The following is a 12,364-nucleotide window of genomic DNA, read 5'->3' as shown; positions in this document are numbered from 1 at the left end:
CCCACCACCACCCTCAACGGAGGCGCTCCGCGCCGCTAGCCTCGACCCGTGCGAGGCTTCTGGACCACAGAACGGATCCGTCACGCTGAGGAGCGGCTGCTGGCCGTCACCGCCGAAGGCGCGTTGATGCACAAAGCCGCCTTCGCGGTCTCCGTGCACGCCGCCGAGATGCTGGCCGAGCACACCGGCAAGGTCGCCGGTCGCCACGTCGTGCTCCTCGTCGGCGCGGGCAACAACGGCGGTGACGCGTTGTGGGCCGGGGCGTTCCTGCGAAGGCGCAACGTCGGCGTGACCGCGGTGCTGCTCAATCCGGAGAAGGCGCACCCCGCCGGGCTCGCCGCGCTGCGCCGCGCGCGGGGCCGCGTCGTCGGAGCCGAGGACGGTCCGCGGGTGCTGGCGACCGCGGACCTGGTGATCGACGGCATCGTGGGCCTGTCCGCGCACGGCGGTCTGCGCCCGGACGCGGCCGCTCTGCTGGAGCACGTCAGCGCGCCGGTCCTGGCCGTCGACCTGCCCAGCGGCGTCGAACCGGACACCGGCGTGGTCCCCGGCGACGCCGTCACAGCCACCCGGACGGTCACGTTCGGCGCCCGCAAACCGGTCCACGTGCTCGGCCCGGACCGCTGCGGGCGGGTCGAGTTCGTCGACCTCGGGCTGGACCTCGACGAGCCGGACCTGCGGCAGCTGGACCCGGTCGACGTCGGTCTCGCCTGGCCCGTCCCCGGCCCCCGGGACGACAAGTACAGCCAGGGTGTCACCGGTATCGCGGCCGGTTCGGCGACCTACCCGGGTGCGGCGGTGCTCGCGACCGGGTCCGCGGTGCTGAGCACGTCCGGCATGGTCCGCTACGCCGGTCCGGCCGCCGACGTGGTGCGCTCGCGCTGGCCGGAGGTCGTCGCGACCGGTTCGGTGACCGACGCCGGACGCGTGCAGGCGTGGGTGGTCGGGCCGGGTATCGGCACCGGCCGGGAGGGCCGCGAGGTGCTCACGCACGTCCTCGGCGCCGGGGTGCCGGTGTGCGCGGACGCGGACGCGACAACGCTGATGGCCCAGCAGCCCGACGTCCTCGACGCCCGCGACCCGGGCACGCCGCTGGTGCTGACCCCGCACGCGGGCGAGTTCGAACGGCTCATGGGCAGGCCACCGGGAGAGGACCGGGTCGCGTCGGTGCGCGAGGCCGCGGCCAAGTTCGACGCGGTCGTACTGCTCAAGGGCAACGTCACGATCGTCGCCGATCCGGGCGGGCGGGTGCTGGTCAACGTCGCGCGCGGGTCGTGGCTGGCCACCGCCGGGTCCGGTGACGTGTTGTCCGGCCTGGTCGGGGCGCTGCTCGCGGCCGGGCTCGACCCGTGGCTCGCGGCGGGTTGTGCCGCCCACGTGCACTCGCTGGCCGGTGAGATCGCCGCGGACGGGGCGCCGGTGTCCGCGAGTGGGATCCTGTCCGGGATACCGGACGCGATCCGGCAGGTCGTCCGGCTCTAGTTATCGAGTTTTGTGTTAAGTTCGTCGGGTGGACGACTCGATGAAGGTCGCGGTTCTGTACGGGATCCACGACATCCGGATCGAGGAGCGGCCCGTGCCGCGGCCCGCGCCCGACGAGGTCCTGATCCGCGTCTCCTCCGTCGGCACCTGCGGTTCGGACGTGCACTACTACGAGCACGGCCGCATCGGTGACTTCGTCGTGGAGCAGCCGCTGGTCCTCGGGCACGAGCCCAGCGGTGTGGTGGTCGACCGGGGCAAGGACGCGCACCGGCACGAGATCGGCGCGCGCGTCGCGCTCGAACCCGGCGTGGCCTGCTCGGTGTGTGCCGAGTGCAAGGCCGGCCGCTACAACCTCTGCCCGCGCATGCGGTTCTTCGGCACGCCGCCGGTCGACGGCGCGTTCTGCGAGTACGTCGTGCTGCGGGAGGACTTCGCGCATCCGATCCCGGACGCGCTGAGCGACGACGCGGGCGGGCTGCTCGAACCGCTGTCGGTGGGGGTGTGGGCGAGCCGGAAGTCCCGCATCGCGCCGGGCAGCCGCGTGCTGATCACCGGCGCCGGGCCGATCGGGCTCGTCGCCACGCAGACCGCCAGGGCGTTCGGGGCGAGCGAGGTCGTGGTCACCGACGTCAACCCGCGCCGTCTGCGGGTGGCCGGGGAGCTGGGCGCGACGGGCACGATCGACGTCTCACGGGAGGGCCTCGACGGGTTCACGCCGGACGTGCTGCTGGAGTGTTCCGGTGTGCCGGGCGCGGCCGCGCAGGCGATCCGGTCGGTCGGGCGCGCCGGACGGGTCGTGCTGATCGGCATGGGCGGCGACGAGATCCCGCTGCCGCTGGCGCACGTGCAGAACTTCGAGATCGAGGTCACCGGCACCTTCCGCTACGCCAACACGTGGCCGACCGCTATCGCGCTGGCCGCCTCCGGTGAGGTCGACCTGGACCGGCTCGTCACGCACCGGTTCGGGCTGGACGAGGTCGAGCGGGCGCTGACCGTCGCGAGCAAGGACGATTCGGTGATCAAGGCGGTCGTGCGTGCCTAGACCGCCGGACGCCGAGGTCGAACAGCGGCGCCAGGAGGTCCTGCGGCACGTCATCGACCGCGGCGAGATCCGCATCGACCAGCTGACCGAGCGGTTCGGGGTCAGCCTGATGACGATGCACCGCGACCTCGACGACCTCGCCGAGCGCCGGTTGCTGCGCAAGCTGCGAGGCAAGGTCGCGGCGTTCCCGGCGTTGACGATGGAGACCGCGAAGCGCTTCCGCGAGTCCCTCAACCTGCCGGTGAAGGAAGCGCTTTCCGAGGTGGCGTTCGCGGAGGTGCGTGCCGGGCAGACGGTGTTCGTCGACGATTCGACGACGTTGTTCCCGCTCGTCCGGCGGTTCCGCGGCCCGATGGTGGTGGTCACGAACTCGCTGGAAGAGGCCCGGATCCTCGGGGAGCGGGACGGGATCGAGGTGCGGCTGCTCGGCGGCCGCTACACCGAGTTCGACTCGTGCGCCGGGGCGGACACCACCGCCGCGCTGGGCCGGATGCGCCCGGATGTCGGGTTCGTCTCCGCCGCGGCGATCGCCGGCGGGCGGCTGTACCACCCGGTGCGCGACTACGCGGACCTGAAAGTCGCGGCGCTGGCCGCGTCGCAGCGGAACGTGCTGGTGGTCGACCACTCGAAGTTCGGGCGGACGGCGACCTGCTCCTACGGCGACGTCGGCGCCTACGACCTGGTCGTCACCGACGACGAAACGCCCGCCGGGGAGATCGCCGCGATGCGGGGGCTCGGCGTGGAGGTGCTGGTAGCGACGGTTCCGGAGGGAACATGACAGGCAAGCAGACGCTCGTGGCCGGGGTCGACTCCTCCACGCAGTCGACGAAGATCGTGGTGTGTGACGCGGACACCGGCGCGGTGGTGCGCACGGGCCGCGCGGCGCATCCGGACGCGACCGAAGTGGACCCGCGCGAATGGTGGCGCGCGTTCACCGAAGCCAGTGACGGCCTGCTGGACGGCGTGCGCGCGATCGGCGTCGGCGGTCAGCAGCACGGCATGGTGACGCTCGACGATGACGGCGAGGTCGTGCGGCCCGCGCTGTTGTGGAACGACACCCGGTCCGGCAAGGCGGCCGGGGACCTGGTGCGGGAGCTGGGTGGTCCGGCGGCGTGGACGGAGGCCGTCGGGTCCGTGCCCGTCGCCAGTTTCACGGTCACCAAGCTGCGGTGGTTCGCCGAGAACGAGCCCGCGCTGGCCGACCGGGTGGCGCGCGTGGTGCTGCCGCACGACTGGCTCACGTGGCGCCTGGCCGGCGGCGAGCCGGTGACCGACCGCGGCGACGCGTCCGGTACGGGCTACTACTCGCCCGGCGAAGGTGCCTACCGGCGGGACATCCTCGCGCGGGCGTTCGGCGGCCGGACCCCGGAGCTGCCGCGGGTGCTCGGACCGGCGGAAGCAGCGGGCGAGACGCCGGAGGGCGTGCTGGTCTCGGCCGGGACGGGCGACAACATGGCCGCCGCTTTGGCGCTGGGGCTCGGGGAAGGTGACGTCGTCGTCTCACTGGGCACGAGCGGCACCGTTTTCGGCGTCACCGAGGCGGCCCCCGCGGACGCCACCGGCCTGGTCGCCGGTTTCGCCGACGCCACCGGCCGTTTCCTGCCACTGGCCTGCACCCTGAACGCGGCACGAGTCCTGACCGCGACGGCCACCATGCTGGGCACCGACCTCGCCGGACTGGACCAGCTCGCCCTGACCGCGTCGCCGGGCGCCGGGGGCTTGACCCTGTTGCCCTACCTGGACGGCGAGCGCACCCCGAACCTCCCCGAGTCAGCCGGTTCGCTGCACGGTTTGCGTCGCGGCAACATGACCCCGGACAACCTGGCGCGCGCGGCTGTCGAGGGCATGTTGTGCGGTCTGTCGGCAGGATTGGACGCGATGGAGGCGCAAGGCCTGACGGTGCGACGGGTGCTGCTGATCGGCGGCGCCGCCCAGTCCGAAGCGGTGCGCGCCATCGCCCCGATCGTCTTCGGCGTCCCCGTCGAGGTCCCGGAACCAGCGGAGCACGTAGCACTGGGCGCGGCTCGCCAAGCCGCCTGGGCGCTGGCCGGAGCTGCGGAGCCGCCCGCGTGGGAGATGGAGGCGCAGGTACGGCTGGAGCGGCCGGAGTCCGGCGCGGCGGGGGAGGAGATCCGGGGACGGCACCTGGAGGCGCGGCAGGCTCTGCACGGGGTGCCGTTGGAGGGGGCTTGAGGCAAGGCCCGGAGCTGCTACACCGAGAACCGCTGCCCGCAACGCGGGCCGAACCACGGCGTGCCCGGATCCCCCGCCTTGACCCCGCTGCTCAGCGACTGACACCTCCCGCGAGGAGGGGCGGGGGAGGTCGTGCGGTGACCGACTACCGGACGGCGGCGCGCCCAGCGGTCACCTCGCCTGCAAAGGCGCCGGGCGACGCCACCGCGATCCACCATGGGAAAATGACCGGCGATGAAACTCCCCGATCCTGTTCGCGCTGAGGTTGTCGTCGATCTGGCTGCCCTGCGCCACAACGTTGCCCTGCTCGCGGGCCGGGCGGCGGGCTCTGGTGCCGTGACGATGGCCGTGGTGAAGGCCGACGGTTACGGTCACGGCGCGCTCCCGGTGGCCAGGGCGGCGCTCGAAGCGGGCGCGACCTGGCTCGGGGCGTGTTCGCTCGGGGAGGCCCTCGCCCTGCGTGGCGGGGGTATCACCGCACCGATCCTCTCCTGGCTCGACCTTCCGGACGTCGATTTCGCGACCGGCATCGCCGCCGGTGTCGACCTCTCCGCGAGCTCGCTGACCGAACTGGCCGCCATCGCCGAGGCCGCCCGCCGCACGTCCCACCGGGCCCGGGTGCACCTCAAGATCGACACGGGACTGTCCCGCAACGGCTGTCCCGACGCCGACTGGCCCGCACTCGTCAAGGAAGCCGCCGCGGACCCGGACATCGAGGTCGTCGCGATCTGGTCGCACCTCGCCTGCGCTGACGAGCCCGGGCACCCGTCGATCGACCGGCAGACCGAACGCTTCCACGCGGCCTACGGGATCGCTCGCGCGGCGGGGCTGAACCCGTTGCGGCACCTGGCGAACTCGGCCGCGACCCTCAACCGGCCCGACCTGCACTTCGATCTTGTCCGGCCGGGCATCGCGATCTACGGTCTCAACCCCAACCCGGAACCCGAAGACCTGCGGCCGGTCATGACGTTCCGGTCGTCGGTCGTGCTCACCAAACGCATCCGGGCGGGCGAATCCGTCTCCTATGGACACACGTGGACCGCGGAGCGCGACACCACGCTGGCGCTCGTGCCCGCCGGGTATGCCGACGGTGTGCCGCGCACCCTGTCCGGCCGGATGGACGTGTGGCTGCACGGGAAACGCAGGCCCGTCGCCGGGCGCGTGTGCATGGACCAGCTCGTCGTCGACTGCGGGGACGACGAACCGCCGCTCGGCGCCGAAGTGATCCTGTTCGGTGACGGCGGCAAAGGTGAGCCGACCGCGCGAGAATGGGCCGACAAGATCGGCACGATCGACTACGAGATCGTGACCGGCATGTACCGGCCCCGGATCCGGCGAACCTACGTGGGGGAGGACGGCTGATGGTCTCCCGCCGCCTGCTCACCGTGCTCGGCGGCGCCGCGGCGCTGGTCACCGGCACCGCGGCGGCCACCATCGCGGTCACCGCCCAGCAACAGCGCCAGCGCGACCACCTGGTGGCCGAACCGCTGGGCACGCTCGACCCGGACCGCACGTCGACCGTCGCCGCCGACGACGGCACGCCGCTGTCGGTGTCCGAAATCGACCCGGCCGACGGCGGCGAACCCGAACTGACCGTCGTGGGCGTGCACGGGTTCGCCCTGTCGCAACTGAGCTGGCACTACCAGCGCCGCGACCTGGCCTCGCTCACGCTCCCGCGCGTCCGGCAGGTCTACTACGACCACCGCGGGCACGGCACGTCCGGCCCCGCGAGCGAGAAGGCCAGCACCATCGAGCAACTGGCCAAGGACCTCGACGCCGTGATCAGGGCCGTCGCCCCCGACGGGCCGGTCCTGCTGATGGGGCACTCCATGGGCGGCATGGTCGTGATGGAACTGGCCCAGCGGAACCCGCAGCTGTTCGCCGAGCGCGTCCGCGGTGTCGCGTTCATCGCCACCGCGGCGGGCGAGGTCGGCCGAAAGGGCCTGCCGCGCGGGTTGCTGTCCAAGTACAACCCGCTGACCCGTGGCGTCGGTGAGCTGGCGGGATGGCAGCCGGGGCTCGTCGAGTTCGTGCGCGCCGCGGGCGGGCAACTGACCCGGCAGGCCGTGCGGCTGCTCGCGTTCGGCTCCCGCGACGTCGACCCGAGGCTGGTCGACTTCATGCTCGACATGCTCGCCGTGACATCGGTGAAGGAACTCGTCGGCTTCGTCGGCACGCTGGGCAGCCACAACCGCTACGCCGCGCTGGCCGGTCTGAAACACGCCCACGTGCTGGTGGTCGGCGGAGACAGCGACCGGTTCACGCCGTACTCGCACGCGGAGCGGATCGCGGCCGAGCTGCCCGACGCGGAGCTGGTGCGGGTGCGCGGCGCCGGGCACATGGTGCAGCTCGAACAGCCCGAGGTGGTCGACAGCCACCTCATCGACCTGATACAGCGATGCGCGGGGGTGGCCGACGAGGGCCGCCCGCGCCGGATCTGGCGGTGGTTGAACCCATGATCGAGTTACCGACGGCCGAGGACACGGTGGCGTTCGGCGAGTCACTCGGACGCATGCTGCGCGCGGGCGACCTGGTGCTGCTCGCCGGGCCGCTCGGCGCGGGCAAAACCGTGCTGACGCGCGGGATCGCGGCGGGCCTCGGGGTGTCCGGGCGGGTCAGCTCACCCACGTTCGTGCTGGCGCGGGTGCATCCCGCGGGGGCACGCGGTGTGCCGCTGGTGCACGTCGACGCCTACCGGCTGGGCGGCGACCTGGCCCAGCTGGACGACCTGGACCTGGACACCGATCTCGAAGCGGCCGCGGTGGTCGTCGAATGGGGCGAGGGTTCGGCGGAGCGGTTGTCGTCCGACCACCTGGTGGTGCGCCTGGACCGGCGGCCCGACGACGTGCGGGAACTGACGCTGGAACCCCACGGCTCGTGGATCGGGCGCGTTCCGGAACTGGTGGGGTGATGGGCCGCGCGGTCGTCATCGAGGGGCCGGGCAAGCTGAGCGTCGCGCGGGCGGAACCCGAGGACCCCGGCCACGGCGAGGTCGTCGTGCGGATCGCGTGGTCGGGAATCTGCGGGTCGGACCGCGAACTGCTGGCCGGGACGCGGCCCGAGGGTTTCGTGCGGTACCCGGTGGTGCCGGGGCACGAGTGGTCCGGCACGGTCGTCGAGCTGGGGCCGGGCGCGGACCCCGAGCTGTTGGGCAAACCCGTGGTGGGTGAGGGTTTCCGCAACTGCGGCCGGTGCGCGCCGTGCCGCCGCGGCGACACCACCCTGTGCGTCGCCGAGTACGACGAGACGGGCTTCACCCAGCCCGGCGCGTGGGCCGACGAACTCCGGATCCCGGCGCGGCTGCTGCATGTGCTGCCCGACGGGGCCGACCTGCGCGCGGCGGCGCTGATCGAACCGGCGGCCTGCATGGCGGCGGCGACGCTGCAGGCCGCGGTCGTGCCCGGCGAACGGGTCGCGGTGATCGGCGGCGGCACGCTCGGCCTGTTGGCGACGCAGCTGCTCGCCGCGAGCGGACCGGCCGAGTTGCTGGTGGTCGACCCGCGGGCGTCGCGGGCCGCGCTCGCTTCGCGGTGCGGGGCCACCGGCTTCTGCACCCCGGGCGCGGCGCCCGGCGGGTTCGACGTGGTTGTCGAGGCCGCGGGCGCACCGGGCACCGGCCGCCAGGCGATCCGGATGGCCCGCCGCGGCGGCCGGGTCGTGCTCACCGGTCTGGCAGGCCGCGAAACGGAGCCGATCGCCCCCGCGGACCTGGTGACGGCCGCGGTGACCGTCTACACCGTGTTCGGTGCGCCGTCGCGGGCCTGGACGCACGCGGTGCGGGCCTTCGCGACCGGCCTGCTGGACCCGGCGCCGCTGATCACCCACGAGTTTCCGCTGGAGGACGCCGAACGGGCGCTGCAGATCATGGGCTTCCCCGAAGCCGAGGCGGGGAAGATCCTCCTGCACCCCTAGATGAGTGATTCCGTGAAGATCAGGTGAGGGGAGCCGCTGTGGGGGGTTGGGAGGAGGGTGTTCAAGATCAAACCGTGACGAAAGAACTGAACACCCTCCTGACCGCACTGTACGTGCTGATCGACGATCATGTGGTGCCACCCAGGGTCGGTCGTGGTCGGCGACCGGAGCTCACCGACAGTGAGCTGATCACGCTGGCTGTTGCGCAGGTGCTGCAGCGTTTTGACAGCGAGCGCCGCTGGATCCGGCACATCCACGCCAATGCCGAATGGCGGTCGATGTTTCCCGCCATGTTGTCCCAGTCCGGCTACCACAAGCGGTTGAAAGCCGCGCACCCGTTGCTGTGCAAAGCAATCCTCATGCTGGCCACGTGTTGCCCGTCCTGGTTCGACGACCTGTGGATTACCGACGCCACCCCCGTGCCCTGCGGAAGGTCGCGGGAAACAGTGAAACGCTCCGACCTGGCCGGACACGCCAGCTATGGCTACTGCGCGTCACACTCTCGGTGGTACTGGGGACTGAAGCTCTACCTCGTGTGCACCGGCGACGGTATGCCGGTCATGTGGTGCCTGGCCAACCCCAAACTCGGTGAACGCGAGGTCCTGGCCACCCTGCTCGAGCACAACCACGCTCTCCTCCGCCAAGGTCAAGTTCTGCTGGCAGACAAAGGTTTCGCCGGCCAGAAATTCAAGCAACTGACCGAGACGATGGGCCTGGAGCTGCTGCGCCCGGACCGCAGAGACGAGACCTACCGCAACGGCAACCTCGGCGGCGTCCGCCAGCGCATCGAGTCGGTCAACCACACCCTCAAAGGCCAGCTCAACCTCGAAGCGCACGGTGGCCGCACCCCGGCCGGGGTGTTCACCCGCGTCGCACAACGCCTACTCGCCATGGCCACCGCAATCTGGCACAACTGGACCACCGGCCTGACCAGCAAACGATCACTCACCGCCTACGACCACTAACACCAACTTCACGGAATCAACCATCTAGACGATCCCGCGCGCGATGCCGAGGTCCACGAGGTCCTGTGGGCGCAGCTTCAGCTGGTTCGCGGTCGCCGGGACCTCCTCCGGCGGGCGTTTCAGGATCGATGCCGCCGCTTCCGGTGAGGTCACCGAGAAGTAGCTGTCCGGCGCCACCCACGTTCGTTCCGGGTGGGCGAAGGCCAGCGCGCCGCCGGAGCCACCCTCGCCGATCACCAGTGTCGTGACCGGCACTCGTGCGCCGGCCACCGCCGCGAACACTTCGGCGATCGCCGCGCCCGCGCCGGACCGTTCGGCCGCCGGGTCGTTCGCCGCGCCCGGCGTGTCGACCAGGGTGAGCACCGGGATTCCGAGCCGGTCGGCCAGCCGGATCAGCCGGGCCGCCATCCGGAAACCCGAGGGCAGCGTCGCGGTCCCGCACTGTGTCGCATACGCGACGGTCACGCCCGCGCGCATCCCGAACCCGCACCGCACACCGGAGTCCACGCCACCGCACCGGTCGCCGCTGATGTCCTCGCGCCAGTCGAAGTAGGCATCCAAATAGGACTCAGCGCGGGGGCGGGAAGCCGCGCGTGCGGCTTCCACCGCGGCCCATCCGTCGGCGGGCGGGTCCGCGGCGCCGAGGGCGGGAGGCGGTGGCGCGGGATGACCGTCCGCGCTGGTCAGCAGCGTGAGCCACCGGCCCAAGCGCTCCGGGAGGTCCTCGACGATCTGGTCCACGTGCCCGGACGCGAGCTGGGATTCCGCCGTGTACGCGGAGGCGTCCCCCTCCGGGCGCACCCGCGAGCCGGCGAATCCGACCTGGGCTCCGGGCAGTGCGAGTGTCACGTCCGCGCCCGCGCCGAGCGTCGCCCAGCCGCCGCCGGTCGTCGGGTCCCGGAGCACCGCGACCTGCGGCAATCCGGCCGCCCTGGTCAGCGCCGCCTGCCGCGCGATCCGCTGCAGCTGGGTCAGCGCCGCCATGCCCTCCTGCATCCGGCTGCCGCCGGTCGCGATCATCGACACGACCGGCGTCCGCAGTTCCCGCGCCCTGGCGAACGCCGCCTCGATCGCCTCACCGGTGCGCCGCCCCAGCGAACCGCCGAGGAATCCGAACTCGAAGGCGATCACGGTCGCCTCGACGTCACCGACCTTGCCGACCCCGCAGACCACGGACTCGTGTTCACCGGTGCGGGAAGCGGCCCGCGCCCGCGCGTCGTCGTAGCCGGGCCAGCCGATCGGACCGTCCACAGCGGACTCTTCGGGGTCCGGGGCGGGCAGTTCGGTGAACCCGTCGCACACGGAGCGGATCACCGCTCGGGCCGTTTCACGCATCCAGGGCCCGCTTCATCACCTTGCCCATGTCGTTGCGCGGCAACGCTTCCAGGAACCGCACGACCCGTGGACGCTTGTGCGGCGACAGCAGCCGAGCCACGTGATCGGCCAGTTCCTGCCCCGCGGGCGGCTCGCCGGAGGGCACGATCCACGCGACGATCCGCTCGCCGAGGTCCGGGTCCGGCTCACCGGTCACCGCCGCCTCGGACACACCGGGGTGCTCCAGCAACGCGTTCTCGATCTCCCCGGCGCCGATCTTGTAGCCGCCGCTCTTGATCAGGTCGGTGGCCTTGCGGCCGACGATCCGGTAGTAGCCGTCGGCGTCGCGCGTGGCCATGTCACCGGTGCGGAACCAGCCTGAGACCAGCACCTCCGCGGTCGCGTCCGGACGGTTCAGGTACTCGGTGAACAGGTTCGGGCCACGCACGTGGATCTCGCCGACCGTCTCGCCGTCGCTGACCTCGATCACCGCGCCCGACTCGTCGACCAGCCGCGCCTCGACCCCGCGCAGCGGCACCCCGACCGTGCCCGGTTTGCGTTCGCCGTCGGCCCGGACGCTGGTGTTCATCAGCGTCTCGCTCATGCCGTAGCGCTCCACGACCCGCTGCCCGGTCGCCGTCCGGATGCGCTCGTGGTCGTGCACCGGCAGCGCGGCCGACCCGGAAACCAGCAGCCGCGCCTTGCCCAGTGCCTCCGCCAGCTCGGGGTTGCCGCCCACCTCCTCCGCGATGCGGTGGTACATCGTGGGCACGCCGAACATCATCGTCGCCTCGGTGGACAGCTCGCGGGCGATGACGTCGGTGGAGAACTTCCCCGCGTGGTGCACGGTGCCGCCGCGGCGAAGCGGGCCGAGGATGCCGAGGATCAGACCGTGCACGTGGAACAGCGGCAGCGCGTGCACCAGCACGTCGTCCGCCGTCCACTGCCACGCGTCCTCCAGCGCGTCGAGCGTGGTCGAGATCGCGCGGCGGGGGAGGACGACGCCCTTGGGCGGGCCGGTGGTGCCCGACGTGTAGACGATCAGCGCCGGTGCCTCGTCGCCGGGCTCCTCGGGCAGATCGCCGGGGCTGCCGACGAGGGCGACCTGCTGGCGCGGCAGGGACGCCAGCCGCTCCGGCAACCGCGCACCGGGCTCGGACAGGACGAGCGACGGGGCGCTGTCGTTCACGATGTGGTCGAGTTCCCGCTCGCCGATCTTCGGGTTCACCGGCACCGCGGGCACGCCCGCCAGCAGTGCCGCGACCACGGCGACGCTCGTGTGGATGGTCGGCGTTGCCCATACGGCCACCCGGGTGGGTGACTGGGAGCGCAGTTCCCGGGCGAGGGAACCGGCGATCGCGCCCAGTTCGGCGTAGTCGAGCGAGACCTCGCCGAAGCGCAGCGCCTCCTTCTCGGGCGGCGCGGCCAGGGCCGGGAACATCCGTTCGGGCACGGG

11 protein-coding genes are annotated in these 12,364 nt (G+C 72.3%); 9 read left to right on the top strand and 2 right to left on the bottom strand.

Features of this window, described 5'->3' with window-relative positions:
* Positions 1–48 precede the first annotated feature (48 nt).
* The 9 genes from HNR02_RS05430 (at position 49) to HNR02_RS05390 (ending at position 9,594) form a co-directional block, all read left to right on the top strand.
* Positions 49–1,482 (top strand): NAD(P)H-hydrate dehydratase, encoded by a 1,434-nt coding sequence (locus tag HNR02_RS05430; RefSeq protein WP_179772105.1) that lies wholly within the window; start codon positions 49–51, stop codon positions 1,480–1,482.
* A gap of 28 nt (positions 1,483–1,510) precedes the next feature.
* Positions 1,511–2,524 (top strand): NAD(P)-dependent alcohol dehydrogenase, encoded by a 1,014-nt coding sequence (locus HNR02_RS05425; protein ID WP_312860908.1) that lies wholly within the window; start codon positions 1,511–1,513, stop codon positions 2,522–2,524.
* Positions 2,517–3,302, top strand: coding sequence for a DeoR/GlpR family DNA-binding transcription regulator (locus tag HNR02_RS05420; protein ID WP_179772104.1), 786 nt, complete (start codon positions 2,517–2,519; stop codon positions 3,300–3,302). Before HNR02_RS05425 ends, HNR02_RS05420 begins: the two co-directional genes overlap by 8 nt.
* Positions 3,299–4,717: a xylulokinase gene (gene xylB, locus HNR02_RS05415; RefSeq protein ID WP_179772103.1), complete on the top strand. Its 1,419-nt coding sequence runs from the start codon at positions 3,299–3,301 to the stop codon at positions 4,715–4,717. Before HNR02_RS05420 ends, xylB begins: the two co-directional genes overlap by 4 nt.
* 234 nt (positions 4,718–4,951) lie before the next feature.
* Positions 4,952–6,079 (top strand): alanine racemase, encoded by a 1,128-nt coding sequence (gene alr, locus HNR02_RS05410; protein WP_179772102.1) that lies wholly within the window; start codon positions 4,952–4,954, stop codon positions 6,077–6,079.
* The gene (locus tag HNR02_RS05405; protein ID WP_179772101.1) at positions 6,079–7,176 is read left to right on the top strand and encodes an alpha/beta fold hydrolase; all 1,098 of its coding nucleotides are present in this window, start codon (positions 6,079–6,081) and stop codon (positions 7,174–7,176) included. Before alr ends, HNR02_RS05405 begins: the two co-directional genes overlap by 1 nt.
* Positions 7,173–7,628 carry a tRNA (adenosine(37)-N6)-threonylcarbamoyltransferase complex ATPase subunit type 1 TsaE gene (tsaE, locus tag HNR02_RS05400; protein WP_179772100.1) on the top strand — a complete coding sequence of 152 codons (456 nt, stop codon included), beginning with the start codon at positions 7,173–7,175 and terminating at the stop codon, positions 7,626–7,628. Before HNR02_RS05405 ends, tsaE begins: the two co-directional genes overlap by 4 nt.
* Positions 7,628–8,629, top strand: coding sequence for a zinc-dependent alcohol dehydrogenase (locus tag HNR02_RS05395; RefSeq protein WP_179772099.1), 1,002 nt, complete (start codon positions 7,628–7,630; stop codon positions 8,627–8,629). The genes tsaE and HNR02_RS05395 overlap by 1 nt, the downstream gene beginning before the upstream one ends.
* Positions 8,630–8,703: 74 nt before the next feature.
* On the top strand, positions 8,704–9,594 hold the full coding sequence (locus tag HNR02_RS05390) for an IS982 family transposase (protein WP_179772098.1): 891 nt from the start codon (positions 8,704–8,706) through the stop codon (positions 9,592–9,594).
* Positions 9,595–9,618: 24 nt separating this feature from the next.
* On the opposite strand, the gene HNR02_RS05385 is transcribed toward HNR02_RS05390, so the two are convergent.
* Both HNR02_RS05385 and HNR02_RS05380 read right to left on the bottom strand, forming a co-directional pair.
* On the bottom strand, positions 9,619–10,929 hold the full coding sequence (locus tag HNR02_RS05385; RefSeq protein WP_179772097.1) for a carboxyl transferase domain-containing protein: 1,311 nt from the start codon (positions 10,927–10,929) through the stop codon (positions 9,619–9,621).
* Complete coding sequence (locus HNR02_RS05380; protein WP_179772096.1) at positions 10,922–12,361, bottom strand: acyl-CoA synthetase; 1,440 nt, start codon at positions 12,359–12,361, stop codon at positions 10,922–10,924. The genes HNR02_RS05385 and HNR02_RS05380 overlap by 8 nt, the downstream gene beginning before the upstream one ends.
* Positions 12,362–12,364 lie beyond the last annotated feature (3 nt).

It is taken from the genome of Amycolatopsis endophytica (assembly GCF_013410405.1).
Taxonomy (GTDB): domain Bacteria; phylum Actinomycetota; class Actinomycetes; order Mycobacteriales; family Pseudonocardiaceae; genus Amycolatopsis_E; species Amycolatopsis_E endophytica.
Note: the sequence above shows the minus strand (reverse complement) of the source record. Positions and strands in the feature narration are given on the sequence as shown.

What these genes read in the sequence shown, in the direction of transcription:
- xylB (WP_179772103.1), top strand. Translation starts at nt 3,299, where the DNA reads ATGACAGGCAAGCAGACGCTCGTGGCCGGGGTCGACTCCTCCACGCAG.
- alr (WP_179772102.1), top strand. Translation starts at nt 4,952, where the DNA reads ATGAAACTCCCCGATCCTGTTCGCGCTGAGGTTGTCGTCGATCTGGCT.
- HNR02_RS05405 (WP_179772101.1), top strand. Translation starts at nt 6,079, where the DNA reads ATGGTCTCCCGCCGCCTGCTCACCGTGCTCGGCGGCGCCGCGGCGCTG.
- tsaE (WP_179772100.1), top strand. Translation starts at nt 7,173, where the DNA reads ATGATCGAGTTACCGACGGCCGAGGACACGGTGGCGTTCGGCGAGTCA.
- HNR02_RS05395 (WP_179772099.1), top strand. Translation starts at nt 7,628, where the DNA reads ATGGGCCGCGCGGTCGTCATCGAGGGGCCGGGCAAGCTGAGCGTCGCG.
- HNR02_RS05385 (WP_179772097.1), bottom strand. Translation starts at nt 10,929, where the DNA reads ATGCGTGAAACGGCCCGAGCGGTGATCCGCTCCGTGTGCGACGGGTTC.